Annotated in this window: 25 protein-coding genes and 1 pseudogene; 4 read left to right on the top strand and 22 right to left on the bottom strand. The window is 55.9% G+C overall.

The window, feature by feature from the left end; genetic code table 11:
- Positions 1–54: 54 nt before the first annotated feature.
- The 5 genes from ACYASS_RS10760 to rplM form a co-directional block, all read right to left on the bottom strand.
- A complete protein-coding gene (locus tag ACYASS_RS10760; protein ID WP_463586097.1) occupies positions 55–837 on the bottom strand; it encodes a cytochrome c1 in 783 nt (260 codons plus the stop codon).
- Positions 837–2048 (bottom strand): cytochrome b, encoded by a 1212-nt coding sequence (locus ACYASS_RS10755; protein WP_463586096.1) that lies wholly within the window; start codon positions 2046–2048, stop codon positions 837–839. Before ACYASS_RS10755 ends, ACYASS_RS10760 begins: the two co-directional genes overlap by 1 nt.
- Positions 2048–2641 carry a ubiquinol-cytochrome c reductase iron-sulfur subunit gene (gene petA, locus ACYASS_RS10750; RefSeq protein ID WP_243244895.1) on the bottom strand — a complete coding sequence of 198 codons (594 nt, stop codon included), beginning with the start codon at positions 2639–2641 and terminating at the stop codon, positions 2048–2050. The genes ACYASS_RS10755 and petA overlap by 1 nt, the downstream gene beginning before the upstream one ends.
- Before the next feature lie 253 nt (positions 2642–2894).
- Positions 2895–3287, bottom strand: coding sequence for a 30S ribosomal protein S9 (gene rpsI / locus ACYASS_RS10745; protein ID WP_002555064.1), 393 nt, complete (start codon positions 3285–3287; stop codon positions 2895–2897).
- Between the two features lie 14 nt (positions 3288–3301).
- Complete coding sequence (gene rplM / locus ACYASS_RS10740) at positions 3302–3730, bottom strand: 50S ribosomal protein L13 (protein WP_027900224.1); 429 nt, start codon at positions 3728–3730, stop codon at positions 3302–3304.
- Between the two features lie 256 nt (positions 3731–3986).
- Here rplM and ACYASS_RS10735 point away from each other — a divergent pair, with 256 nt between their 5' ends.
- Entirely contained in the window at positions 3987–5024 is a 1038-nt protein-coding gene (locus ACYASS_RS10735) for an NADP(H)-dependent aldo-keto reductase (protein WP_463586095.1), read from the top strand.
- A gap of 109 nt (positions 5025–5133) precedes the next feature.
- On the opposite strand, the gene ACYASS_RS10730 is transcribed toward ACYASS_RS10735, so the two are convergent.
- Positions 5134–6270: an acyl-CoA dehydrogenase family protein gene (locus ACYASS_RS10730; protein WP_463586094.1), complete on the bottom strand. Its 1137-nt coding sequence runs from the start codon at positions 6268–6270 to the stop codon at positions 5134–5136.
- Between the two features lie 231 nt (positions 6271–6501).
- On the opposite strand from ACYASS_RS10730, the gene ACYASS_RS10725 reads away from it, so the two are divergent.
- Positions 6502–7422: a GlxA family transcriptional regulator gene (locus ACYASS_RS10725; protein ID WP_463586179.1), complete on the top strand. Its 921-nt coding sequence runs from the start codon at positions 6502–6504 to the stop codon at positions 7420–7422.
- A 591-nt stretch (positions 7423–8013) separates the two neighbouring features.
- Here the strand turns inward: ACYASS_RS10725 and ACYASS_RS10720 are convergent.
- From ACYASS_RS10720 to ACYASS_RS10700, 5 genes are all read right to left on the bottom strand, one after another.
- Positions 8014–8442: a hypothetical protein gene (locus ACYASS_RS10720; protein ID WP_463586093.1), complete on the bottom strand. Its 429-nt coding sequence runs from the start codon at positions 8440–8442 to the stop codon at positions 8014–8016.
- A complete protein-coding gene (locus ACYASS_RS10715) occupies positions 8442–9275 on the bottom strand; it encodes a lipid II-degrading bacteriocin (RefSeq protein WP_463586092.1) in 834 nt (277 codons plus the stop codon). The genes ACYASS_RS10720 and ACYASS_RS10715 overlap by 1 nt, the downstream gene beginning before the upstream one ends.
- Positions 9276–9500: 225 nt before the next feature.
- Complete coding sequence (gene zapE, locus ACYASS_RS10710) at positions 9501–10595, bottom strand: cell division protein ZapE (protein ID WP_463586091.1); 1095 nt, start codon at positions 10593–10595, stop codon at positions 9501–9503.
- Between the two features lie 61 nt (positions 10596–10656).
- Positions 10657–12006: a tryptophan--tRNA ligase gene (locus ACYASS_RS10705; protein ID WP_243244907.1), complete on the bottom strand. Its 1350-nt coding sequence runs from the start codon at positions 12004–12006 to the stop codon at positions 10657–10659.
- A gap of 24 nt (positions 12007–12030) precedes the next feature.
- The gene (locus ACYASS_RS10700; RefSeq protein ID WP_463586090.1) at positions 12031–12660 is read right to left on the bottom strand and encodes an alpha/beta hydrolase; all 630 of its coding nucleotides are present in this window, start codon (positions 12658–12660) and stop codon (positions 12031–12033) included.
- A gap of 145 nt (positions 12661–12805) precedes the next feature.
- Between ACYASS_RS10700 and ACYASS_RS10695 the strand changes: the two genes are divergently transcribed.
- Positions 12806–13243, top strand: a complete 438-nt coding sequence (locus tag ACYASS_RS10695) for a Z-ring associated ZapG family protein (RefSeq protein WP_243244911.1) — start codon at positions 12806–12808, stop codon at positions 13241–13243.
- Positions 13244–13467: 224 nt separating this feature from the next.
- Here the strand turns inward: ACYASS_RS10695 and cysN are convergent, their stop codons facing one another.
- The 4 genes and pseudogenes from cysN to ACYASS_RS10675 form a co-directional block, all read right to left on the bottom strand.
- A complete protein-coding gene (cysN, locus tag ACYASS_RS10690) occupies positions 13468–15366 on the bottom strand; it encodes a sulfate adenylyltransferase subunit CysN (RefSeq protein WP_463586089.1) in 1899 nt (632 codons plus the stop codon).
- A 53-nt stretch (positions 15367–15419) separates the two neighbouring features.
- Positions 15420–15759: pseudogene (locus ACYASS_RS10685) on the bottom strand (four helix bundle protein).
- Between the two features lie 58 nt (positions 15760–15817).
- Complete coding sequence (gene cysD / locus ACYASS_RS10680; protein ID WP_087264873.1) at positions 15818–16735, bottom strand: sulfate adenylyltransferase subunit CysD; 918 nt, start codon at positions 16733–16735, stop codon at positions 15818–15820.
- A gap of 153 nt (positions 16736–16888) precedes the next feature.
- The gene (locus tag ACYASS_RS10675) at positions 16889–17647 is read right to left on the bottom strand and encodes a Nif3-like dinuclear metal center hexameric protein (protein ID WP_463586088.1); all 759 of its coding nucleotides are present in this window, start codon (positions 17645–17647) and stop codon (positions 16889–16891) included.
- A gap of 170 nt (positions 17648–17817) precedes the next feature.
- Between ACYASS_RS10675 and algW the strand changes: the two genes are divergently transcribed.
- Positions 17818–18981: a Do family serine endopeptidase AlgW gene (gene algW / locus ACYASS_RS10670; protein WP_122662761.1), complete on the top strand. Its 1164-nt coding sequence runs from the start codon at positions 17818–17820 to the stop codon at positions 18979–18981.
- 135 nt (positions 18982–19116) lie between these two features.
- Here the strand turns inward: algW and hisC are convergent, their stop codons facing one another.
- The 7 genes from hisC to ACYASS_RS10635 all read right to left on the bottom strand — a co-directional run bounded on the left by hisC (position 19117) and on the right by ACYASS_RS10635 (position 25033).
- Positions 19117–20169 (bottom strand): histidinol-phosphate transaminase, encoded by a 1053-nt coding sequence (gene hisC / locus ACYASS_RS10665; protein ID WP_463586087.1) that lies wholly within the window; start codon positions 20167–20169, stop codon positions 19117–19119.
- Between the two features lie 2 nt (positions 20170–20171).
- Positions 20172–21500 carry a histidinol dehydrogenase gene (gene hisD / locus ACYASS_RS10660; RefSeq protein ID WP_463586086.1) on the bottom strand — a complete coding sequence of 443 codons (1329 nt, stop codon included), beginning with the start codon at positions 21498–21500 and terminating at the stop codon, positions 20172–20174.
- 125 nt (positions 21501–21625) lie between these two features.
- Positions 21626–22261, bottom strand: a complete 636-nt coding sequence (gene hisG, locus ACYASS_RS10655; RefSeq protein ID WP_087264878.1) for an ATP phosphoribosyltransferase — start codon at positions 22259–22261, stop codon at positions 21626–21628.
- A gap of 175 nt (positions 22262–22436) precedes the next feature.
- Positions 22437–23702, bottom strand: a complete 1266-nt coding sequence (murA, locus tag ACYASS_RS10650; protein ID WP_463586085.1) for a UDP-N-acetylglucosamine 1-carboxyvinyltransferase — start codon at positions 23700–23702, stop codon at positions 22437–22439.
- 22 nt (positions 23703–23724) lie between these two features.
- The gene (locus ACYASS_RS10645; RefSeq protein ID WP_463586084.1) at positions 23725–23964 is read right to left on the bottom strand and encodes a BolA family protein; all 240 of its coding nucleotides are present in this window, start codon (positions 23962–23964) and stop codon (positions 23725–23727) included.
- A 113-nt stretch (positions 23965–24077) separates the two neighbouring features.
- Complete coding sequence (locus ACYASS_RS10640; RefSeq protein ID WP_122662774.1) at positions 24078–24383, bottom strand: STAS domain-containing protein; 306 nt, start codon at positions 24381–24383, stop codon at positions 24078–24080.
- Complete coding sequence (locus ACYASS_RS10635; protein WP_463586083.1) at positions 24380–25033, bottom strand: MlaC/ttg2D family ABC transporter substrate-binding protein; 654 nt, start codon at positions 25031–25033, stop codon at positions 24380–24382. The genes ACYASS_RS10640 and ACYASS_RS10635 overlap by 4 nt, the downstream gene beginning before the upstream one ends.
- Between the last annotated feature and the right edge of the window lie 11 nt (positions 25034–25044).

The following is a 25044-nucleotide window of genomic DNA, read 5'->3' as shown; positions in this document are numbered from 1 at the left end:
TTGTCGCCTAAAGAGGCGCCCGAAGGCGCAGGTGTTACATCAGCGTGACAAAGATCAGTGAACGTCCTTCCAGTATTCGCGCTTGAGCAGGTAGGCGAAGACAAAGAAGAAAGCCAGATACAGCAACACGTACGTGCCTATACGCTGATGTTGCAGCTTCACCGGGTTAGCCGAATAAGCGAGGAAGGTCACCAGATTCTTGATCTTCTCGTCGAACTGGGCCTCATTCAGAGTGCCTGTATTCGGAACGATGGTCAGTTGATCGCAGGCTTCATGTGTCAACGGCGCACCGGTCAAAGGGTCGTACTGCTTCTTACCCTCTTCCACCAGCTGAATCTGTTTGCACCCGATGACCTGGCGACCTTGCAGGCCAACCAGCACATTCGGCATGCCCACGTTCGGGAACACCATGTTATTCACGCCCCATGGACGCGCCTTGTCCTCATAGAACGAGCGCAGATAGCCGTAGAGCCAATCCGTGCCGCGAACCCGCGCCACCAGCGTCAGGTCTGGCGGAGCAGCGCCGAACCAGGCCTTGGCGTCTGCAGACTGCATACCGATGTTCATGTGGTCGCCGATCTTGGCCCCCGTGAACACCAGCTTTTCCAGCATTAACTCGTGCGGTATACCCAAGTCATCTGCAACGCGCTCGTAACGCTGGAACTTAGCGCTGTGACAGCCCATGCAATAGTTGGCGAATGTCCGCGCACCGTCCTGCATAGCGGCCTGATCAGACACATCGATGTCGACGCTTTCCAGCTCGGGACCACCATGCTCCGCAGCAAAAGACAGCATCGGCAGAGCCGCAAGAATCAGTACAGCCAATAGCTTTTTCATCAGCCAGTCACCCTTTCTGGAACCGGTTTGGTCTTCTCGAGCCGGGTGTAAAACGGCATCAGAATGAAGTAGGCGAAGTACAGGAACGTACACACCTGCGACAGCAACGTGCGCCCAGGTGTAGGCGCAAGAACGCCCAGCACACCAAGAATCACGAAGGACACACAAAACACCAGTAACCAGATTTTGCTCAGCCAGCCTTTGTAGCGCATCGATTTGACAGGGCTTCGGTCCAGCCAGGGCAGTACAAACAACACAGCAATCGCAGCCCCCATGGCCATTACCCCCATCAGCTTGTCGGGGATGGCACGCAAGATTGCGTAGAACGGCGTGAAGTACCAGACCGGAGCAATATGCTCAGGCGTCTTGAAGGCGTTTGCCACCTCGAAGTTAGGTTTTTCGAGGAAGTAACCATCCATTTCAGGGAAGAAGAACACAATGAAGCAAAATACGAAAAGGAACACCACGACACCCACGATATCCTTGACCGTGTAGTAAGGATGGAAAGGAATGCCGTCCAGCGGAATGCCGTTTTCATCTTTGTGCTTCTTGATATCCACCCCGTCAGGGTTATTCGACCCCACCTCATGCAGCGCAAGAATGTGCAGCACGACCAGCCCCAGAACAACGATGGGCAGTGCAACCACATGCAGCGCAAAGAAGCGGTTCAGGGTAATACCGGAGATCAGGTAGTCGCCGCGAATCCATTGCGTGAGGTCATCACCAATCACCGGAATGGCGCCGAACAGAGAAATGATCACCTGCGCGCCCCAGTAGGACATCTGCCCCCATGGCAGCAAATACCCCATGAATGCCTCAGCCATCAGCGCCAGGTAAATCAGCATGCCGAAGATCCACACCAGCTCACGGGGCTTTTGATAAGAGCCGTAAAGCAGGCCGCGGAACATGTGCATGTAAACGACAATGAAGAATGCCGAAGCACCGGTGGAGTGCAGCAAGCGCAAAATCGAACCGTATTCGACATCGCGCATGATGTATTCAACAGAGGCGAACGCCTCTTCTGCTGACGGCGTGTAGCTCATCGTGAGCCAGACACCGGTCAGGATCTGATTGACCAGCACTAGCAGGGCAAGAGAGCCGAAGAAGTAGAAGAAGTTGAAGTTTTTTGGCGCGTAATACTTGCTGAGATGGTCTTCCCACATTTTTGTGGCGGGAAAACGAGCATCAATCCAATCCATGAACTTGCTCATCACGCGTTCTCCTGATCGACGCCAATGACAATAATATTGTCCGACTCATAGGAATGCGGCGGCACTGGCAGATTCAAAGGTGCAGGTTGAGCTTTATAGACGCGGCCAGCGAGGTCGTAATGTGAGCCGTGACACGGACAGAAATAACCACCAACCCAATCCTTGCCCAGATCGGCTGGCGCTACCTCAGGACGGAAAGTCGGAGAACACCCCAAGTGGGTGCAGATACCGATCAACAGCAGAATTTCGGGCTTGATTGATCGTACAACGGGGTCAACGTAGGTGGGCTGAACCGAACTCCTGGATTCGGGATCTGACAGCTGGCCTGTAATCTTGCCAAGATTGCCCAATATCTCTTCGGTACGACGAACGATGAAGACCGGTTGACCGCGCCACTCAGCAATCATCTGCTGTCCTGCTTCGATCTTGCTGATATTCACCTTGACCGGTGCGCCTGCGGCTTTCGCCTTGGCACTGGGGAACCATGACCCTACGAACGGGACCGCAGCCCCCACCGCTCCTGCTGCACCAACCACAGATGTGGCTGCCACGAGGAAGCGACGCCGGCCTGCATTCACGCCGTCATTGCTCATTCCGTCCTCTCCCATCAGCTATGTGGCCTGTTCGATCAGGCGTCTAATTTGAAAATTTAAGTATCTAAATTTTGCCGAATGGTAAATAGAAACCCTTCAAACTACAAGGGCATTACTTTTCCCGAAAAGCCGAAGGCCTTGTAATCCGGGGCCTGCGCGGAATGAGTCACGTTGTCACATGTATAATAGACGCCCACAAAAAAACGCCCAGCTCCGTGATGAGGCTGGGCGTTCTTTTTGAACGAAGTGCGAATTAACGCTTCGAGTACTGCGGACGCTTACGCGCTTTACGCAGACCGACTTTCTTACGTTCAACTTCACGGGCGTCGCGAGTAACGAAGCCAGCTTTGCGCAGAGCGCCACGCAGGGTTTCGTCGTACTGCATCAGAGCGCGAGTGATACCGTGGCGGATTGCGCCAGCTTGACCACTTACACCACCGCCGATCACGGTGACGTAGATATCGAACTTCTCAACAGTCTCAGTCAGTTCCAGCGGCTGACGAACTACCATGCGGGCAGTTTCGCGACCGAAGAAATTGTCCAGCGAACGGTTGTTGATGGAGATGTTGCCGGTACCTGGACGCAGGAAAACGCGTGCGGTAGCGGTCTTGCGACGGCCAGTGCCGTAATTTTGAGTCGCCGACATAATCAACTATTCCGTTAAAACTTCAGTTCTTGGGGCTGCTGAGCAGTATGAGGGTGTGCAGTGCCCGCATAGACTTTCAGCTTACGGTACATGTCGCGACCCAGCGGGTTCTTAGGCAGCATGCCTTTAACCGCGGTCTCGAGCACACGCTCAGGAGCTTTGGCGATCAGCTTTTCGAAGTTGATCGACTTGATCCCGCCCGGAAAACCGGAGTGAGAGTAGTAGATTTTGTCGGTGGTTTTAGCACCGGTAACACGGATTTGCTCAGCGTTGATAACAACGATGTAGTCACCAGTGTCAACGTGCGGAGTGTATTCCGCTTTGTGCTTGCCACGCAGACGGCTAGCGATTTCTGTAGCCAGACGACCGAGGGTCTGACCAGCAGCATCGACTACGAACCATTCGCGCTTAACTGTTTCCGGTTTAGCAGTATAAGTTTTCATTATTTAGCCTCAGGGGCCGCCCTGATAAATTGAGACGGCGGATCTTACTGAATAGATCGTACTTTGACAAGCAGCATGTCAAAGGCAGCCGAGATACAGACGCTGCCGAGGGCTCGGGTCGGCGCATCTGTGGTACGGCAAAGATGTCTCTCCGGCAACTGGAGCATCACTTCCACTGCAAAGAGGCGCGCGATTATGCGGATTGCGAAATAAATTTCAACCTGCTTTTATGGTTCTCCTACCTGAGGAGAAGCAAATGGACTATCGCCAACTTGGCAGAACCGACCTGAAAGTCAGTGCAATCTGCCTCGGCACCATGACCTGGGGCGAGCAAAACAGCGAGCCTGAAGCCTTTGCCCAGATCCAGCGTGCCAAAGAGGCCGGCATCAATTTTCTCGATACCGCCGAAATGTATCCGGTGCCGCCCAAAGCAGAAACCTACTCCGCAACCGAGACCATCATCGGTAACTGGTTCAAGAAACAGGGCGACCGCACCGACTGGATTCTGGCCAGCAAAATAGCCGGCCCGGGCAATGCTATCGATCATATTCGCGGCGGCAGCCTCAAGCACAATCGCGAGCACATAGTGGCGGCCCTCGATGCCAGCCTGGCCCGGCTGCAAACCGACTACCTCGACCTGTACCAATTGCATTGGCCGGAGCGCAGTACCAACTTCTTCGGCAAACTGGGCTACACCCATAAAGAAGAAGACTTCACACCGCTCGAAGAAACTCTCGAAGCGCTGGACGAACAGGTCAAGGCGGGCAAGATTCGCCACATCGGCCTGTCCAACGAGACGCCATGGGGCACCATGAAGTTTTTGCAGCTGGCCGAAAGCCGTGGCTGGCCGCGGGCAGTGTCGATCCAGAACCCCTACAACCTGCTCAACCGCAGCTTTGAAGTGGGTCTGGCTGAAGTGGCCATTCGCGAACAGTGCGGGCTGCTGGCTTACTCGCCACTGGCGTTCGGCATGCTTTCAGGCAAATACGAGGGCGGTGCTCGCCCGGCCAAAGGTCGCCTGAGCCTTTACAGTCGTTTCACCCGCTACTTCAACCCGCAATCGGAAGCGGCCTGCAGCCGCTACGTCGCACTGGCTCGCGAACACGGTCTGGAGCCTACGCAGATGGCCCTGGCTTTCGTGACCCGCCAACCGTTCGTAACCAGCAACATCATTGGCGCCACTACCCTTGAGCAGCTGGATAGCAATATCGCCAGCTTCGATCTGGAACTGTCCGACGAGGTGCTGGCCGGTATCGAGGCGATTCACAAGGATCACCCGAATCCCGCGCCGTAAACAGCAATGAAATGCAGGAGCGCGCTTGCCCGCGATTAGCATACCGACAGGCGATACATCGTCGACTGCCGAAGCCTGTCGCGGGGCATGCGCGCTCCTACAGAGTCAGCTACAAATTCCGGGCAATGATTTCTTTCATGATTTCATTGGTCCCCGCATAAATCCGCTGCACTCGGGCATCAGCCCACGCGCGTGCAATCGGGTATTCCCACATAAATCCGTAACCGCCATGCAACTGCACGCATTCGTCGAGCACCTTGCACTGCAGGTCGGTCGCCCAGTACTTGGCCATCGCGGCAGTCGGCACATCCAGCTTGCCCTGTAGGTGCAACTCCAGACAGCGATCAATGAAAACCCTGCCGATCTGAATCTCGGTGGCGATTTCAGCCAGCTTGAAGCGCGTGTTCTGGAAGTCGGCAATCGCCTTGCCGAAGGCCTTGCGTTCGCGGGTGTAATCCAGCGTCCATTGCAGCGCGGCTTCTGCTGAGGAAACGGCTCCGATGGCAACCGTCAGCCGCTCCTGAGGCAACTCCTGCATCAGGTAGGCAAAGCCCATACCCGCCTGCCCCAACAAGTTTTCCCTGGGAACACGCACGTCCTGAAAGAACAGCTCCGACGTGTCCTGAGCCTTCATTCCTACCTTCTCCAGCCGCTTGCCTTTAGCAAACCCGGGCGTATTGGCCTCCACCAGAAACAGGCTGGTGCCTTTGGCCCCGGCAGCCGGATCGGTCTTGGCGACGACAATCACAAGGTCAGCCAGATAACCATTGGTGATGAAAGTCTTGGAGCCATTGATGACGTACTCATCGCCCTCCAGCACAGCAGTGGTTTTCACGCCCTGAAGGTCTGACCCTGCTCCTGGCTCAGTCATCGCGATGGCGGTGACCAACTCTCCGGAAACCAGTTTGGGCAGATACCTGAGTTTCAGTGCCTCACTGCCGTAATGCAGGATGTAAGGCGCAACGATATCCGAATGCAGGGAAAAGCCGATGCCCGTCAAACCTAGCCGACCGATTTCCTCGATTACCACAGTGCTGAACAGGAAATCTGCCGCCATGCCGCCGTACTCTTCGGGCAGATGCGAGCACAACATGCCCTGCTCTCCCGCCTTGTTCCACAGCTTACGGTCGATGTAGCCCTGCTTCTCCCATTGCCCGTGAAAGGGCCCAGCTTCTTGTTCGAGGAATTTGCGGACGCTCTCGCGGAACAACTCATGCTCCGAACTGAATAAAGTTCTGGGGATCATTCGGCACCTGCCTGGCTGGGGAAGCCGGATCGTAAAGCCGGGATTGGCTTGCAGAGCCTATGCCCGCCACCAGCAAGAGGACACTGGACACACCCGCCAAAAAATAAGACGATCCAGCCGCTATCTGACTAATCTCCCATATAAGAACAACAGAATATGTCGACTCACGCCTCCGCGCCCTTGCGGCGCGTCAGCATCCTGGCCATTGACGGGGTGTTCGCTTCTACATTGATGCAAGCCAAGGATTTCTTTCACCTCGCAGCCCTGCGTTACAGCAAACAACTGGGCCTGGGCAGAGTCCCTGCGTTCGAAACGCGACTGGTCAGCCCCGACGGCAAGCCGGTGCGCAGCTTCAGCGACGTCGTACTGCCGGTCGACGGGGACCTCGACCAGAGTGACGTCATTGTAATCCCGGCATTCTGGGATAACTTCGACGCTCTTCGCTTGCGATATCCGCAAGTCATTCCGTGGTTACGTGAACAGCATGCCAATGGCGCAGTGCTATGCGGCGAAGCCAGCGGCGTTTTCTGGCTGGCAGAGTCCGGCCTGCTGGACGGTAAGGAAGCTACAACCTATTGGCGATTCTTCAACGACTTTGGTGAGCGTTTTCCGAAGGTTTTGTTGAATCAGGAGAAACACCTGACAGACGCCGATAATCTGTACTGCGCAGGCGGCACAACGTCAGCGTGTGACCTGTACATTTATCTGATTGAGCGCTTCTGCGGTGCCAATGTCGCGCAAGCCGTTGCCCGCGACATTCTGTATGAAGTACAGCGTAACTATGCGCCGGGCCGTATGGGCTTCGGCGGGCAAAAGCTGCACCAGGACGTTGTGATTCTGCAGATTCAGCATTGGCTGGAAGAGCATTTCGCCGACAAGTTCCGCTTCGAAGATGTCGCCCGCAATCACGGCATGAGCATCCGCAACTTCATGCGCCGCTTCCAGACAGCCACCGGCGACAAGCCGTTGCACTACCTGCAGCGTCTACGCATCGAAACCGCCAAAGGCCTGCTGTCAGGGACACGCAAGAGCATCAAGACCATCAGCTACGAAGTAGGCTACGACGACGCCAGCTTCTTCGCCCGCCTGTTTCGTCAACACACGGAGTTGTCGCCGAACCAGTATCGCCAGCAGTTTCAGCAGGCCGCTTAACGGTTATAACCTGCAGGAGTGAGCTTGCTCGCGATAGCGCTGTGTCAGTTGCATATTCACATGCAGACACAACGCTATCGCGAGCAAGCTCACTCCTACAGGACCAATGCACCCGTTAGAAGAGAATAATGGCGCTACCTCCCCAAAGGCTGACCGTATATGGCCAGCCTCTGGCGGTGAGTTATGAGCGAGTTGATTCAGTAAGCCTGGAAAACAGCATCGGGGTTTGCAGGACGACCACGCTATAGATGAAGGCTGCCGCAATCGTTTCCCAACCTTTCAAGTTGACCCACAAGCCAATAGCCACGAAACCTGCCGTAGCGAAAAGTGGAAGTTGCAAAATCACTACAATGAAAATCCTCGGCGATCTACGTATTCGCCACCTTGCTATCCATATTGCAAGCACATACAAGATCAGCGTCACAAACATCCAGGCTGACGCAATAACAAAGAGTGCGAATAGGGGCGGCATCGCATCCCCATCCTCAGGCCCAAGCTCGGGCCCCACTTTTATCACATGGAAAGCAGCCATAATCGAAGCTGCACAGTACTCAGCCCCTACTCGCCTAGCGAGCTCTAAGAGTGAATCGATCAGCGAGTGTCCAAAAGTCTGAAAATCAGCGCTGGGGTCTGTAGCACGATCAGACTAGCAATACACGCAGCAGCGACAGCTTCTAGCGAGGCCGGATTTACCCAAAGCACTACCGCGAGCAGCACGGCTGTTAACAATACCGGAAACTGTAGGGCAACTACTATTCCAATTAGCAACCGCTTAGGAAATCTCCAGCGCACCACCCATATTCCGAGCAGGTATAAAACCAGCGCACCACCCCCAACGAAAGCGATGGCAATCATCTCGAAAAAAGACGATGGAAGCTCACCCATTTCACCATATAATTTAAAGCTTACCTTTAAATAATGAAACAGGGTCAGAACCATAGCGGCAACATATTCGACACCGATAATCATCGCTGCTCGAGAAAACGCTCTAGTCAATCCAGCTCGATCCTTGCCACTCATTAAAGCTGCCCACTCGCTGAAACTGAAATCTCTCCCGGTAAGCGAATTGTGAAAGGCTCTCTTATCAACGGTCTAAGCATCGCAGCTCCAAGCTCTGCCATTCCACTGCGATGAGTAGAACTATTAGCGTCAAAAAGATCATCAAAAGCTTTCAACGTCCCGTTATTTAAAATCCAGGCACCGGATTGACTCTTTTGAAGTTCACCCTGCGCTCTCAAAGTGATATATCCCAATGCGCCACCCGTAGAAGATGAGTCATCATACGTATTATGTGATACCCGCTGATCAATTGTTGAATTACCGACTGGAGCTTGCCTGACGGCGTCCATAAAAGCCTGCTTGCTCAATAGGTCGACAGAAATACCCGTCCGATTAAGCGGGAAATCCATGGGCTCGCCACTACCGAACATCGCGTGTGTTAAAGCATGAATCGCCGTCAAATAGTCTCCGGAAAGCTGTCGATTACCCGGCGGATAAGGCAGTGTGTCGTGGGGGTTATACAAAAATGGCACTGCGGTGTTACAGGCCTGATCATAGGCTGCTAATAGTGGTTGACCTTGTGCATGCAACAGATCCGCATAAGCAAGAATGCGCATTTCAGTCAATACGTTAATGTGCAATCCGCCAGAAGAATTCATCAGAGCCTGAAACGTCGCCCGCCAGTTCGGACTGCAATAGCCGTCACGCTTTTGTATCATCTGCCAGTTAAGCGGGTTGTTGACTCTATAAGGAAACTCCTCCCCCGATGGGCTATACCCACCACTGGTCAGACCGTAAGGATCACCACTATGTGGACGCGTCCTTATAAAGGATGGAGGTAATTCAGTTGGCATTTTTAAATCCTCCGTGGTTTTAGTATTGAAATATCAGAAAAAAGCTCAAGTAGGCCTTAAGCCATCTAGCAATCAATCAATAGAACCCACGGAAGAAATACAATTAAGCAACGCCGACTACGCTTGTAGAATTTATCCTCAGTAGCTGCAGGAAATATCCTACCTATAAAATAACGATCAAAAAAAAGCCCACATCATATGGGCTTTAATTAATCATCAACGCTTTTACGGCTTGTGCGCTCTGGACAGGAACTCGTGGGACTGCATTTCGAGCAACCGGCTCAAGGTCCGCTGGAATTCGAAGTTCAAACGGCCGCCGGTATACAGGTCTTTCAACTCGACTTCGGCCGAAATGATCAACTTGACGTTACGGTCGTAGAATTCGTCGACCATGTTGATGAAACGTCGGGCGATGTCGTCGGTGGTGACGCTCATCTGCTCTACGCCACTGAGCAACACAGCGTGGTAGATCTTGCCCAGTTCGATGTAATCGTTCTGGCTGCGTGGGCCGTCGCACAGTTCACGGAAGTCGAACCAGGCCACGTCATCACAAGTACGCAGGGCACGGATTTCACGATTCTCGACCATCAATACGTCATTCTCGATGGTCTGCGCGCAATCCGGGGTCAGCGCCTTGAAGCTCTTGCGCAGACTTTCCTGAGCAACCTCATCCAGCGGGAAGTGGAACAGCTCAGCCTGCTCAAGGTGACGCAGGCGATAGTCCACGCCGCTGTCGACGTTGACGATTTCGGTGTTCTGCTTGATCAGCGCAATGGCCGGCAGGAAGCGCGCGCGTTGCAGGCCGTCCTTGTACAAACCGTCCGGCACGATGTTCGAGGTCGCAACCAGCGTCACACCGTTTTTGAACAGCTCTTCCATCAGGGTGCCGAGGATCATGGCGTCGGTGATGTCCGAGACGAAAAACTCATCGAAACAGATCACCCGCGCTTCATCGGAAAAGCGCTTGGCGATGATGGTCAGCGGGTTTTTCTCGCCCTTGAGGGTCCGCATCTCTTCGTGCACGCGCTTCATGAAGCGGTGGAAGTGAGTCCGAACCTTCTGCTCGAACGGCAGGGCTTCGAAGAAAGTATCAACCAGGTACGTCTTGCCCCGGCCTACCCCGCCCCAGAAGTACAAGCCCTTGACCGGCGCCTGTTCCTTCTTGCCGAACAGCTTGCCGAACATGCCCGGCTTGCTCTGATTGGCGGCCACCAGATCGTCATACAGACGCTGCAGATGACGCACAGCAGTTTCCTGCGCCGCATCATGGAAGAAATCAGGGCGTTTCAGATCAGCTTGGTATCGTTCTAGAGGGGTCATATTCGCTAACAAGGCAACAAAAACGGGCCGTCACTGTAGCGACGGCCCGACAGATTGGCAATCAATCCTGTTGTGGTGCGAGTGCCGACTTGAGGCTTTCGATGGCGGCGTCACGAGCAGCGGCGTCAGTGAATGCCGGACTGTCCGCCACACATTGGCCATCAAGCCACAGGGTGAAGCTGTCAGCCTCGGCCCGCACATCCAGTTCACCGCCCTGCTGCAATTGCTTGCTCACCGCACCAGCGGCTTTGCCATCGGCAAAATTGCGCGACAACAGCAGTTGCTCGCCATCCGCAGCCAGCAGGCGGAAGCGGAAACTTCCATCGTCTTCACGGAAGCTGACAAAGCGTGCGCCCTTGGCGGCTTTCTTCTTGCCCGTCTCGGCGACCTGAACGCCGCTACGGAAAGAGCGCAGCCCCACCGCTTCACGCAGTTCGCCGAGGAACGGCGTAGCGACCTTGCGAGCCTTGGCCGCGCCGGCCAATAGAATGTCCTCCAGGTCAGCAGGACGCTCGATCAAGCGATGGTAGTTCTCACGGGCCTCACCCAACTGCTGGTCCAGCAGCGTGAACAGACGATTTTTCGCCTCGCCCCAACCCAGACCTTGCAGCAACTCGGAACGGAACTCAGCGTTCTGCTCAGGCGTGGCAAACGCCGAATACAGGGTGAACAGGTGCGAGTTATCTGGATCCTTGGCTTCGCCTGGCGCTTTCGAGTCGGTGATGATGCGCGAGATTGCGTCTTTCATCTCTTTAGCGCTGCTGAACAACGGGATGGTGTTGTCGTAGCTCTTCGACATTTTGCGCCCGTCGAGACCCGGCAGCGTGGCGACGCTTTCTTCGATCAGCGCCTCAGGCATGACAAAAAACTCTTTGCCTTGGCCAAACAAGTGGTTGAAGCGCTGGCCAATATCGCGCGCCATTTCGACGTGCTGGATCTGGTCACGGCCCACCGGCACCTTATGTGCGTTGAACATCAGGATGTCGGCAGCCATCAACACCGGGTAGCTGTACAAGCCCATGGTGATGCCCGCATCCGGGTCTTCGCCCGTCTCGACGTTCTTGTCCACCGACGCCTTGTAGGCGTGGGCACGGTTAAGCAAGCCTTTGGCTGCAACGCAGGTCAACAGCCAGGTCAGCTCGGTGATTTCCGGGATGTCGGACTGACGATAGAAGGTCACGCGATCCACATCCAGACCGGCTGCCAGCCAGGTCGCAGCGATGTCCAGACGCGAGCGCTGAATGCGCAGCGGGTCATCGCACTTGATCAGGGCGTGATAGTCAGCCAGAAAGTAAAACGAGTCAGCATCGCTTTGGCGGCTGGCAACAATGGCCGGGCGAATCGCGCCCGCGTAGTTACCCAGGTGGGGCGTACCGGTGGTGGTGATACCGGTCAGGATACGAGTGGTCATGGCAGGTCGCTTATGGGGCTGTCATCAGTTCGAGAGGCGTGGCATGACCAGATCCTTGAGATCGGTCAGCTTGCCATGAAAAAAGTGTCCGCATTCTGCCACTTTCAGCAGCTCATGTGGGCGCGGCAACGCAGCCGACCAGTCGTAAACCAGTTGCGGCTCGACGACTTCGTCGGTCTCCGGCTGAATGACAGTCAGCGGGCAGTTCTGTGGCAACGGATATTGCTCGTTCAAGCGCATGACCGCAGGCGCGACCATGAACAAGTGGCTAAGCTTGTGCCCAGCCTCTTCCAGACGACCGCCAAGGCTGGCGGCGACAAAACCGCCGAAGGAAAAACCGAAAAGTGTCAGCGGCAGATCAGGGTGCTTTTCGAGCAGCCAGCGGGCGGCAGCCTGGGCGTCTTCGATTTCGCCTGGCCCTGCCTCGGACGTCCCGGCACTTGCGCCCACACCACGATAATTGAAACGTAATGTAATCAAACCCGCGTCGCGAGCCGTACGCTGCAGGGTTGAAACGACCTTGTTAAGCATGGTGCCGCCCTGAATCGGGTTGGGATGGCAGATGAGTGCCAAGCCTTTAGCGTCGGCCAAATCCAGATAAAGGGCTTCTAGTTGGCCCACCGGGCCATCGATCAATACAGGGGTTTCGCGCATGAGCAAAAAGGAACTCCGTGACCTCGCAAAGGGTCGACTCGTCTAGCTGATTGTCTGCCGATAGCATATCCGTGAACGCGTCGCGGTATACAGAGCAGGTTCGAGCCGTTAACGTAAAGCAAAGCCGTTTATAGAGGAAGGACTCGTGGAACTCTCGCTCTTAGTTTGGTTGTTGCCGACCATTGCCCTGGTTGTCGGTGTTGTCATCGGTTTTCTGGTAGCACGTCTGGTGCCCAACGCCGCCCCCAATGGAACCCAGCGCCAGCTGGACGATGTTCAGGAGCGTTTCGATACTTATCAGAACGAGGTGGTCACTCACTTCAACAGTACGGCTAATCTGGTCCAGAAGCTTTCGCAAAGCTATCAGGACGTGCAGGAACATCTTGCCGAAGGTGCCAACCGCCTGGCGACTGACGAGCTGACTCGTCAACGTTTACTGGCAGCCCTGCATCCTGAGGCCAATCAGGTACCGCGCGATCGTCTGACACCGCCGCGCACGAACGAACCACCGAAAGACTACGCCCCAAAGACACCCAACTCGCCGGGCATGCTCGACGAGCATTACGGCTTGAAAAAGCCATAAGCGAAAGCTGAATCAGGAAAGCCCGCCATTTGTGAGAATGGCGGGCTTTTTTGTGGCGGTAGGGCGGGAACAGAACAGCTTGCGACTCGGACGACCCGCTCCCTCAGGCAGACCGCGTTATCGTTCATCGCGAGCAAGCTCAGCTCCCACAGGGTCCCCGGAACCCGCACACAAACAAAAAACCCGCCATCTCTGGCGGGTTTCTTGTTTACAGCAAACGATCGTCAGATCGCGCCGCGGCTGCGCAGCAGGTCGAGGACTTGCTTGACGCTGTCTTCGAGGCTCAACGATTGGGTGTCGATAACCAGATCCGCATTAAGCGGCACGTCGTACGGGAACGACTCGCCCGGGATGTTATCGCCATCAGCTGCGTACAGGCCCTGTGGATCGCGCTCACGGCAAACTGCAGGGGATGCCTGGACGTAGACAGTCAGCAGACGATCAGCACCAATCAGGGACTTGGCCTGCTCACGACCTTCGCCATCCGGTGCAACGAACGCTGCCAGGGTAATCAAGCCTGCCTGGTTGAATTGACGCGCCACGTGAGCAGCACGACGCCAGTTCTCGGTACGTCCGGCACGGTCCTGCAGAAGCCCCTTGTTCAGGTCGTGACGCAGGTTCTGGCCATCCAGCACATAAACCGCGCGGCCCATGTCGAACAGCTTGCGCTCTACAGCGTAAGCCAATGTGCTTTTGCCAGCGCCCGACAGGCCGCTGAACAGGACTGTGGCCGGTTGCTGACCGAAACGCTGAGCACGCTCCTCAGTTGCGACGTGAGCCAGCGCGCCGTGATGGTTGGCACCTGCCCCGCCGACTGGCTTGGCGATGATCATGCCCGCAGCCACGGTGCCGTTGGTCAAACGGTCAATAACAATGAACGAGCCAGTCGTGCGATTGCTGTCGTAACCGTCCAGCGCAATGGCTGAATCGAGGCTGATCTTGACGCGACCAATCTCGTTAAGCCCCAGAGAACTGGCAGGCCCTTCGGCCAGGGTGTTGACGTCTACGCGATGGGTGATACTGGCGATCGAGCCCGGCACATAGCTGGTGGCACGCTTGATGTCGTATTTTTTGCCCGGCAGCATCGGCTCTTCGGCCATCCAGACCAGCATGGCGTCGAAAGCGTCGGCCACTTGCGGCACGTTATCGGCGTGGACCAGCAAGTCACCACGGGAGATATCAATCTCGTCTTCCATGGTCAGAGTGACGGCCTGACCCGGTCCGGCATTCTCCAACTCACCTTCGAAGGTGACGATGGATTTGACGCGGCTGCTCTTGCCCGAAGGCAGCACGACGATTTCGTCACCCTTGTGCACGATACCGCTCGCCAGCGTACCGGCAAAACCACGGAAGTTCAGGTTTGGACGGTTGACGTACTGCACCGGGAAACGCATGTCGGTGTAGTTGCGATCGTTGGCAATCTCGACGGTTTCGAGAATTTCCATCAGCGACTGACCGGTATACCAAGGCGAACGCTCGCTCTTGTTCACCACGTTGTCGCCTTTGAGAGCAGACATCGGCACAAAGGCCATGGTGGTCGGCTTGAAGGCAATACCTTCGGCGAACTTCAAGTAATCAGACTTGATTGACTCGAAGACGCTTTCGTCGAAACCATTGAGGTCCATCTTGTTGATAGCCACAACGATGTGTTTGATGCCCAACAGCGATGCGATGTAGCTGTGACGGCGGGTCTGGGTCTGCACGCCGTAACGGGCATCCACCAGAATGATCGCCAGGTCGCAGGTCGATGCACCGGTAGCCATGTTGCGCGTGTACTGCTCATGGCCCGGAGTATCGGCGATGATGAACTTGCGCTTGGCAGTCGAGAAGTAGCGGTAGGCAACGTCAATCGTGATGCCCTGCTCACGCTCAGCCTGCAAACCATCAACCAGCAACGCCAGATCGACGTCCTCGCCAGTGGTGCCGGACTTCTTCGAATCGCGGGTAATGGCCTCCAGGTGATCTTCGTAGATCATTTTGGAGTCGTGCAGCAGACGCCCGATCAGCGTGCTCTTGCCGTCGTCGACGTTGCCACAGGTAAGAAAGCGCAGCATTTCCTTGCGTTCGTGCTGGCCCAGATAAGCGAGGATGTCCTCGCTGATCAAATCAGATGCGTGACTCATTTCATTCGAGCTCCAAGCTGTAAGCTTCAAGCGGCAAGCTTGTCGGCGTACAGCTAGTCAGAAATTTTATTGATCAGCCCGCAAAGCATTTTTGAAAGCTCACGGGTTTCGATAATCCAGGCTGCTGCAAGTGGTTCAGCGATATAACCAATTTCACCGCCGATGATGAGCTGAGTTCTTAGCTCGCCACAGGATGCTTTAGCAATCGATAGAAAACGGCATTTGTCCTTCGCAGTGAAACGCTCCATACCTTCCGCAATATTGCTCGGGACCGACAGCCCAGAGCGCGTGATCTGACTCCTGAAAGCCAAATCGGGACAGGAAGCCATCTCCTTGTAAAGATTGACTGCCAAAGCCTTCTCTTTGCCAAACCAAGAGTTTCTCGAAATCCATTTCGATCACCTGCTTTTGATTCACTTGCAGCTTGCCACTTGAGGCTTGTAGCTGCTCTTTAGAAATAACCCTGACGTTTCTTTTCTTCCATGGAACCTGCGCCATCGTGATCGATGACCCGGCCCTGGCGCTCGGAAGTACGCGTCAGAAGCATTTCCTGAATGATGTCAGTGAGGCTGGTGGCCTCGGACTCGACTGCGCCCGTCAACGGGTAGTCGCCAAGTGTACGGAAGCGGACTTTCTTCTTGACGATGCGTGCCTTGTCCTCATCGCTGAGGTGATTAAGCAGACGCTCGTCGTCAATCATGATCCAGGTGCCATTCATCTCGATCACATCGCGCTCGGCGGCGAAGTACAGCGGGACAATCGGGATGCTTTCCAGATAGATGTACTGCCAGATGTCCAGCTCGGTCCAGTTGGACAGCGGGAACACACGGATCGACTCGCCTTTGTTGACGTTGCCGTTGTAGACATTCCACAGCTCGGGACGCTGGTTTTTCGGATCCCAGCGGTGCTTGCTGTCGCGGAACGAATACACGCGCTCTTTGGCACGGGATTTCTCTTCATCACGACGCGCGCCGCCGAACGCGGCATCAAAGCCGTGCTTGTCCAGGGCCTGCTTGAGACCTTCGGTCTTCATGATGTCGGTATGCTTGGAGCTGCCGTGGGTCAACGGACTGATGTTTTGCGCCACGCCGTCCGGGTTGATATGGACGATCAGGTCCAGGCCCATTTCCTTAACCATCTGGTCGCGGAAACGGTACATTTCCTGGAATTTCCAGCGGGTGTCCACATGCATCACCGGGAATGGCAGCTTGCCCGGAAAGAACGCCTTGCGCGCCAGATGCAGCATTACGGCTGAGTCTTTACCGACGGAGTACAGCATCACCGGGTTATCAAACTCGGCGGCGACCTCGCGGATGATGTGGATGCTTTCCGCCTCCAGTTGCTTAAGATGCGTCAGTTTATCGACCATGGTTACTCACGGGTTGCATTCATTATTGACCGGACAACGCCCGGGACGGCCAGCGGGCCGTGTTCGAGGCGGCACTCTAGCACAGCGACTACTTCTATTCAGGGGGCCAAATAGACCTAAACGTTCTAACGATATACCGTCTCGTTTGGGTGGTCAGACGGGGTTCGGGCAATCAATGAACAGGTGCTCAACAGCAAACCGGCGGGCCAGATAGTCTCCTAATGCCTGAACCCCGTAACGCTCAGTCGCATGGTGGCCGGCCGCGATAAAACTGACGCCGTTTTCCCGCGCACTGTGCACGGTCTGCTCCGACGCTTCACCGCTGATAAACAGATCGACCCCGGCTGAGATCGCCTGATCGATGTACCCCTGCCCACCTCCTGTGCACCAGCCCACCCGACGAATCATCCCGGCGCCTTCTATCAACAGCGGTTCGCGGCCCAGTGCTTCCTGCACGCGACGGGCAAAATCCCGGGGCATCACAGGCTCGTTCAGCGAACCAACCAGCCCGACCACACGCGTATTATCCGGATCGAGCGGACCTTCCACAGTAATGTCCAGCTGGAGCGCCAACTGCACGTTATTACCCACGTCCGGGTGCACGTCCAGGGGCAGGTGATAGGCCAACAGACTGATATCGTGCTTGAGCAAGGTTTTCAGGCGACGCTGCTTCATGCCGACGACACAGGGGTTCTCGCCTTTCCAGAAATAACCGTGATGCACGAGAATCAGATCGGCCTGCGCGTCAACCGCAGCATCCAGCAAAGCCTGGCTTGCGGTAACACCACTGACGATTCGCATGACCTGTGGACGCCCTTCGACCTGCAGGCCATTCGGGCAATAATCCTGGATGCGGGCACTGCCCAGATAACGGTCGGCTTCTTCTACCAGAGTGCTGAGCGCAACAGCCATAAAAGACTCCTGAATGTGTGATTTAAAGCTGATAGGGTCGTGTTGCTGAAATGGTTCACTTCTGAATATCTTATTTGTGAAACACGACACCAAGTGCTCGTATAATGCCGCCCATTATGGCGCAGATCGGCAGAAAGCCGCAGCGTCGGATCACTTTCAGGATTTGCTCAATGTTCAAGGCGCTGCGCTTTTTTGGTTGGCCATTGCTGGCAGGCGTACTTATCGCCCTGCTGATTATTCAGCGGTTCCCGGAGATGGTCGGCCTGCCCAGTCTCGACGTTAACCTGCAACAAGCGCCACAAACCAGCTACGTCCAGCAAGGCCCGGTCTCGTATGCCGACGCGGTGGGCATGGCGGCTCCGGCAGTGGTCAATCTCTACACAACGAAGATGGTTAATAAAGCGGCCAACCCAATGTTCGAGGACCCGCAATTCCGGCGTTTCTTTGGCGATAACATGCCCAAACAGAAACGCATGGAGTCAAGCCTCGGTTCTGGCGTCCTGATGAGCCCTGAGGGCTACATCCTTACGAACAACCACGTTACAACCGGGGCGGATCAAATCGTCGTAGCGCTCAAGGATGGTCGGGAAACCATCGCCCGGGTCATTGGCAATGACCCCGAAACCGATCTGGCAGTTCTGAAGATCGATCTCAAGAATATCCCGTCGATCACTATTGGCCGCTCCGACAGCATCCGCATCGGCGACGTCGCACTCGCCATCGGTAACCCCTTCGGCGTCGGCCAGACCGTCACAATGGGCATCATCAGCGCCACCGGCCGCAACCAGTTGGGCCTGAACACTTATGAAGACTTTATTCAGACTGACGCAGCAATCAACCCGGGCAACTCGGGCGGTGCGCTGGTTGACGCAAATGGCAACCTGACCGGTATCAATACAGCAATTTTCTCCAAGTCCGGCGGTTCTCAGGGGATCGGCTTTGCGATTCCGACCAAGCTGGCGATGGAAGTGATGAAATCAATCATCGAGCATGGCCAGGTGATTCGTGGCTGGCTGGGCATCGAGGTGCAGCCACTGACTCAGGAACTGGCTGAGTCATTTGGCCTGAAGGACCGCCCGGGTATCGTCGTGGCGGGCATCTTCCGTGACGGTCCGGCACAGAAAGCCGGATTGCAGCTGGGAGACGTGATTTTGAGCATCAACGGCGAACCCGCCGGTGATGGTCGCCGCTCGATGAATCAGGTAGCGCGCACCAAGCCCAGCGACAAGATCGCCATTCAGGTCATGCGCAACGGGAAGGAAGTAAAACTCAACGCCGAGGTCGGCCTGCGTCCGCCACCTCCGCCGTCGGCTACGCCGGTTGAGGAGCAGTGATCACTGAGTGCGTAGATACCTGTGGGAGCGAGGCTTGCCCGCGATAAGAGCACTGAGGTTTATCTGATAAACCGTGGCGGCCTTATCGCGGGCAAGCCTCGCTCCTACAGGTGTGACGATGGTGAGACCGGATTTTTACAACCCCGCCAAACCATCCAGCAGTGCTTGATTCTGCTCCGGCGTGCCAATGCTGATCCGCAGGAACTGGGCAATGCGCTTCTGCTTGAAGTGCCTAACAATGACACCCTGCTCGCGCAGCTTCGCCGCGATACCGGCAGCGTCGTGTTGTGGGTGACGGGCAAAAATAAAGTTGGCCGCCGATGGCAGCACTTCAAACCCGAGCGTTTGCAGCTCGCTGGTCAATGCATCACGACTGGCGATAACCGCATTGCGGGTGAACTCAAAGTGCTCACGATCTTCGAAGGCAGCAGCAGCCCCAACAATGGCCAGACGATCCAGCGGATAAGAGTTGAAGCTGTTCTTGACCCGCTCCAGCGCCTCGATCAAATCCGGATGCCCCACCGCCAGGCCGACTCGCAAACCTGCCAGTGAGCGCGACTTTGACAATGTCTGGGTCACCAGCAGGTTCGGATAACGATCCACCAGAGAGATCGCCGTCTCGCCACCAAAATCGATGTACGCCTCGTCAACGACAACCACAGAATCGGGACTCGCCTTGAGCATCTGCTCAACAGCGTCCAGCCCCACTACGCAACCTGTTGGCGCGTTCGGGTTAGGAAAGATGATCCCGCCATTAGGCTTGGCGTAATCCTCAACCCGGATCTGAAACTGCTCATCCAGCGCGATAGCGTCGTACTCGATGCCATACAAACCGCAGTAGACCGGATAGAAGCTGTAGCTGATGTCCGGAAACAACAACGGTTTGCCGTGCAGGAAAAAAGCGTTGAATGCATGTGCGAGCACTTCATCCGAACCGTTACCCAGAAATACCTGGCCGGGTTGCACGTCGTAATAGCTTGCGACTGCCTGCTTCAGCACGTCGCTGTTCGGGTCAGGATAAAGACGCAGATCGTCGGTCAGCTCGGCACGCATCGCGGCCAAAGCTTTAGGCGAAGGGCCGTAAGGGTTTTCGTTGGTGTTGAGCTTGACCAGTTTGGTCAGCTTGGGCTGCTCACCCGGCACGTAGGGCACCAGACCGTTGACGAAAGGACTCCAGAATTTACTCATGCTCAGTTCCCCTGCCCTTCGTTATCGATGATGCGGTACTCGGCGCTGCGTGCGTGCGCAGTCAATGATTCGCCACGAGCCAGTACCGATGCGGTCTTGCCAAGTTCGGATGCACCTTGCTGCGAGCAATAGATGATCGACGAACGCTTCTGAAAATCGTAAACACCCAGCGGCGATGAAAAGCGCGCGGTGCCGGAGGTCGGCAATACGTGGTTGGGACCCGCGCAATAGTCGCCCAACGCCTCAGACGTATGACGACCCATGAAGATCGCGCCCGCATGTCGAATCTGCGGCAACCAGGCTTCCGGGTCTGCCACCGACAATTCAAGGTGTTCCGGCGCAATACGGTTGGCGACCTCAATGGCCTGCTGCATATCAGCAACCTTGATCAGCGCACCACGGCCATTGATCGACTTGTCGATGATCTCTGCACGCTCCATGGTCGGCATCAATTTGGCGATGCTCGCGGCCACCTGATCCAGAAAGTCTGCGTCCGGGCTCACCAGAATCGCCTGAGCGTCTTCATCGTGCTCAGCCTGGGAAAACAGATCCATCGCAATCCAGTCCGGATCGGTTTTGCCGTCACACACCACCAGAATCTCGGAAGGGCCGGCAATCATGTCGATACCAACCTGACCGAAAACGTGGCGCTTGGCGGTGGCTACATAAATGTTGCCCGGCCCGACGACCTTGTCGACACGCGGCACGCTTTCAGTACCGTAAGCCAGCGCAGCAACGGCTTGGGCGCCACCAATGGTGAACACGCGGTCAACTCCGGCAATACAGGCCGCGGCCAGCACCAGCTCATTGATTTCCCCACGCGGAGTTGGCACCACCATGACCACCTCGCCCACTCCCGCAACTTTGGCCGGAATAGCGTTCATCAATACCGATGACGGGTAAGACGCCTTGCCACCCGGCACATAGAGACCAGCGCGATCCAGCGGCGTGACCTTCTGGCCGAGTACCGTGCCGTCGGCCTCGGTGTAGGTCCAGGAGTCCTGTTTCTGTTTTTCGTGGTACATGCGCACACGATCTGCGGCTTTTTCCAACGCTGTGCGCTGGGCTGGAGTGATGCGGGTCAGCGCCAGTTCAAGACGCTCGCGAGGCAGAATCAGGTCAGCCATGGAAGCGACCTGCAGGCCGTCGAAGCGCTCGGTGAACTCTACCAGCGCGGCATCGCCACGCTCACGCACAGCCTTGATGATGTCGAGGACACGCTCGTTGACCGAATCGTCAGACACACTTTCCCAGCTCAGCAGATGATCCAGATGATGCGCGAAATCCGGGTCAGCAGCATTGAGTCGGCGAATTGCAGTCGGTGCGGTCATAGCGAGAGCCTCATAGGAATGGCAAAAACTCAGGCGCCCTAAACTAGCAGTCGTTCCGCTTGGGCACCTGAGAATTCTGGCTATGAGGCGGATAGACGGGCGCAACTTAACGTTGCGCGGGTAAGTCAGCCGCGGTGTCGTGACTCCACTGCATTGCGCAGGGTATCGATAAGCGACTGGATGCGGGCGTGCTGCATTTTCATGGAAGCCTTGTTGACCACCAGACGAGAACTGATCGTAGCGATCAACTCTTGAGGCTCCAGACCGTTAGCACGCAGGGTGTTGCCGGTGTCCACGACGTCGATGATCTTGTCTGCCAGGCCAATCAGCGGTGCCAGCTCCATGGAGCCATACAGCTTGATGATGTCAACCTGACGACCTTGCTCGGCATAGTAACGTTTAGCGACGTTGACGAACTTGGTTGCAACGCGCAGACGGCCTTTCGGCTCGGCAGCCCCAATAGCGCCAGCAGTCATCAGACGGCACTTGGCAATTTGCAGATCCAGTGGCTCATACAGGCCCTGGCCGGTGTATTCCATCAGCACATCTTTACCGGCAACGCCCAGATCAGCAGCACCATGTTCAACATAAGTCGGCACATCGGTGGCACGCACGATCAGCAAGCGCACATCGGCCTGGGTCGTGGGAATGATCAGCTTGCGGCTCTTGTCCGGATTCTCGGTTGGCACAATGCCCGCTTCGGCGAGAAGCGGCAGAGTGTCGTCGAGGATGCGGCCCTTGGACAATGCGATGGTCAACATGGGAAACGTCAGTCCTTATCAGGAAACTTCTGCCCGTGCGCAATCGGCGCCGAACAAAACCTGATGCCGGTTCAACACGGGCACCAGGTGAAACGAATCAGAATTCACACGCCGTGAAGCGCGCAATACCTGACGCCCGAACCACAATTGGCTCGGGCGGCAGGTCGTTCAACTACTAGCCCGGAACGCGGCGAATCTTCGCGCCCAGCATCTGCAGTTTCTCTTCAATGCACTCGTAGCCACGATCTATATGGTAGATGCGGTCGATGAGCGTGTCGCCCTGAGCAACCAGAGCGGAGATAACCAGGCTGGCCGATGCACGCAGGTCGGTGGCCATGACTGGCGCGCCTTTGAGGATCTGGGTACCGGTGACGATGGCGGTATTGCCCTCGACCTGAATCTGCGCGCCCATGCGATGCATCTCGTAGACGTGCATGAAACGGTTTTCGAAGATGGTCTCGATCACTGCACCAGTGCCTTCGGCGATGGCATTGAGCGAGATGAACTGCGCCTGCATGTCAGTAGGGAATGCCGGGTAAGGAGCGGTACGCACGTTAACAGCCTTCGGACGCTTGCCGTGCATGTTCAGCTCGATCCAGTCAACACCGCTGGTGACTTCAGCACCCGCTTCCTGCAGCTTGAGCAGCACCGCCTCCAGGATGGTCGGATCGGTATCCTTGACCTTCACGCGGCCGCCAGTAGCAGCAGCAGCCACCAGATAGGTGCCTGTCTCGATACGGTCCGGCATGACCTTGTAGGTCGCCGAGTCCAGGCGCTTCACGCCATCGATAGTGATGGTGTCGGTACCGGCGCCGTGAATCTTCGCACCCATCGCAATCAGGAAGTTAGCCAGGTCGACAACTTCAGGTTCACGAGCGGCGTTTTGCAGGACGCTACGGCCGTTAGCCAGGCTCGCGGCCATCATGATGTTTTCGGTACCGGTCACACTGACGGTATCGAAGAAGAAATTTGCACCGCGCAGGCCGCCTTCAGGGGCCTTGGCCTTGATGTAACCACCTTCGACATCAATGATTGCACCCATGGCTTCCAGGCCACGAATGTGCAGGTCCACTGGACGCGAACCGATCGCACAACCGCCAGGCAACGCAACTTCAGCTTCGCCGAAACGAGCAACCATAGGACCAAGCACGAGGATCGAGGCGCGCATGGTCTTCACCAGCTCATACGGAGCAATCAACGTCTTGATCGTACGCGGATCAATTTCAACGCTGAGCTTTTCGTCGATGACAGGCTCGATGCCCATGCGACCGAACAGCTCGATCATGGTGGTGATGTCGTGCAGGTGCGGCAGATTCTGTACGGTTACCGGGCCATCAGCCAGCAGCGTAGCGGCAAGAATCGGCAGGGCAGAGTTTTTCGCCCCGGAAATGCGGATTTCGCCATCAAGACGAACGCCGCCAGTAATAATCAATTTATCCATTAGAGTCTCGACGCCAAGTGGCTCAGGTGCGCTCGGCCCACGCAGCGCGGCTGAAAAATTTCATGGTGACCGCGTGGATGCTGCCATCGGCAATCCAGGGGTTCAAATGCGTGTAGATCTGTTGCTGACGCTTGACCGGGCTCAGCGCGGCCAGCTCGTCATTGATCACGTTCAGCTGGAAGCTGCAGCCTTCGCCTTCAACTTCAACCTGGATCTCGGGCAACTTCCCTTCAAGGAAGCTCTTAACTTCTACGGCGTGCATGCTAAACCTCTATTGGCGACCTACGCGCGCGGGTCGGCCATCATACAAAAAAGCCCACTCAATGCGAACCCCGCAACGCAGGACCCGGACGAGGGGCTTTCATAAACGGGGGATCAATGATCGTGGAGCAGTTCAGTCAGCTCTGAGACCTGAGCAATCTTGCGCATGTCTTCCGGCATCGAGCGGATGCTGACATCCTTGCCAGCGTCTCGTGCATCGCGCATGAAAGCCAGCAACAAGGCCAGGCCTACACTGCTGGATTTTTCAACGCCTGCGCAGTCCAGCACAACGGTCGGCAACTCACTCGACTTGATCAACGCGGCGCCCTGCTTGCGCAAAGCCGGACCGGTCAAATAGTCGAGCGTGCCGATCAATTGCAACTCACCCGGCGCGACGAGCCGTACGACTGATTCTGTCATTGCGCGCCCGGACCCGCTGCTTCTGGCGCCTTCTCTTTAGCCTTGGCAACTTCACCTGCCCAGCTATTGATCGTCTCGTCCAGATTATTACCGTTACGCTGCATCGCATCAGCGAACTGATCACGGAACAGCTTGCCGATGTTGATGCCGTTAATGATCACGTTGCGTACTTTCCACTCGCCGCCAATCTTGACGAGCGTGTAGGACACCGGATAAACCGCGCCATTGTTACCCTTCACCTGCATTTCAACGCTGGTGCGGTCCGCGCCTTCAGCCTTTTCCGGGGAAACAGTGATGCCCTGATTGTTGTACTCCAGCAATGCGTTGCCATAGAACTGCATCAGGCTACGCTTGAAGTTTTCCTGAAAACGCTGCATCTGCTCAGGAGAAGCATTGCGTGAATACTTCACGGTCATGATGCTTTTGGAAATGCCGTCGGCATCTACCACCGGGCCAACGATGCGGTTCAAGGCATCATAAAAGGCGCCAGGATTACTTTTGTACTGTTCTTTGTTGGCTGCCAGATCGCTCAACAATTCCTTGGTGGTGCGATCCACCAGATCATGAGCGGACGGTGTGGCGGCAGCATTGCCCAGCATTGGTAACAGTGCCAGCAACACCAACAGACCACGGCGCACGATTGAGATCATCTAAAAGCTCC

The organism is Pseudomonas sp. HP_14 (assembly GCF_055283875.1).
The sequence above is the reverse complement of the archived record's forward strand: the minus strand, read 5'-3'. Positions and strand labels throughout refer to the sequence as shown.

Coding starts and splice junctions, on each gene's coding strand:
- ACYASS_RS10760 (WP_463586097.1), bottom strand. CDS start 837: ATGAAAAAGCTATTGGCTGTACTGATTCTTGCGGCTCTGCCGATGCTG.
- ACYASS_RS10755 (WP_463586096.1), bottom strand. CDS start 2,048: ATGAGCAAGTTCATGGATTGGATTGATGCTCGTTTTCCCGCCACAAAA.
- petA (WP_243244895.1), bottom strand. CDS start 2,641: ATGAGCAATGACGGCGTGAATGCAGGCCGGCGTCGCTTCCTCGTGGCA.
- rpsI (WP_002555064.1), bottom strand. CDS start 3,287: ATGTCGGCGACTCAAAATTACGGCACTGGCCGTCGCAAGACCGCTACC.
- rplM (WP_027900224.1), bottom strand. CDS start 3,730: ATGAAAACTTATACTGCTAAACCGGAAACAGTTAAGCGCGAATGGTTC.
- ACYASS_RS10735 (WP_463586095.1), top strand. CDS start 3,987: ATGGACTATCGCCAACTTGGCAGAACCGACCTGAAAGTCAGTGCAATC.
- ACYASS_RS10730 (WP_463586094.1), bottom strand. CDS start 6,270: ATGATCCCCAGAACTTTATTCAGTTCGGAGCATGAGTTGTTCCGCGAG.
- ACYASS_RS10725 (WP_463586179.1), top strand. CDS start 6,502: ATGCAAGCCAAGGATTTCTTTCACCTCGCAGCCCTGCGTTACAGCAAA.
- ACYASS_RS10720 (WP_463586093.1), bottom strand. CDS start 8,442: ATGAGTGGCAAGGATCGAGCTGGATTGACTAGAGCGTTTTCTCGAGCA.
- ACYASS_RS10715 (WP_463586092.1), bottom strand. CDS start 9,275: ATGCCAACTGAATTACCTCCATCCTTTATAAGGACGCGTCCACATAGT.
- zapE (WP_463586091.1), bottom strand. CDS start 10,595: ATGACCCCTCTAGAACGATACCAAGCTGATCTGAAACGCCCTGATTTC.
- ACYASS_RS10705 (WP_243244907.1), bottom strand. CDS start 12,006: ATGACCACTCGTATCCTGACCGGTATCACCACCACCGGTACGCCCCAC.
- ACYASS_RS10700 (WP_463586090.1), bottom strand. CDS start 12,660: ATGCGCGAAACCCCTGTATTGATCGATGGCCCGGTGGGCCAACTAGAA.
- cysN (WP_463586089.1), bottom strand. CDS start 15,366: ATGAGTCACGCATCTGATTTGATCAGCGAGGACATCCTCGCTTATCTG.
- cysD (WP_087264873.1), bottom strand. CDS start 16,735: ATGGTCGATAAACTGACGCATCTTAAGCAACTGGAGGCGGAAAGCATC.
- ACYASS_RS10675 (WP_463586088.1), bottom strand. CDS start 17,647: ATGGCTGTTGCGCTCAGCACTCTGGTAGAAGAAGCCGACCGTTATCTG.
- algW (WP_122662761.1), top strand. CDS start 17,818: ATGTTCAAGGCGCTGCGCTTTTTTGGTTGGCCATTGCTGGCAGGCGTA.
- hisC (WP_463586087.1), bottom strand. CDS start 20,169: ATGAGTAAATTCTGGAGTCCTTTCGTCAACGGTCTGGTGCCCTACGTG.
- hisD (WP_463586086.1), bottom strand. CDS start 21,500: ATGACCGCACCGACTGCAATTCGCCGACTCAATGCTGCTGACCCGGAT.
- hisG (WP_087264878.1), bottom strand. CDS start 22,261: ATGTTGACCATCGCATTGTCCAAGGGCCGCATCCTCGACGACACTCTG.
- murA (WP_463586085.1), bottom strand. CDS start 23,702: ATGGATAAATTGATTATTACTGGCGGCGTTCGTCTTGATGGCGAAATC.
- ACYASS_RS10645 (WP_463586084.1), bottom strand. CDS start 23,964: ATGCACGCCGTAGAAGTTAAGAGCTTCCTTGAAGGGAAGTTGCCCGAG.
- ACYASS_RS10640 (WP_122662774.1), bottom strand. CDS start 24,383: ATGACAGAATCAGTCGTACGGCTCGTCGCGCCGGGTGAGTTGCAATTG.
- ACYASS_RS10635 (WP_463586083.1), bottom strand. CDS start 25,033: ATGATCTCAATCGTGCGCCGTGGTCTGTTGGTGTTGCTGGCACTGTTA.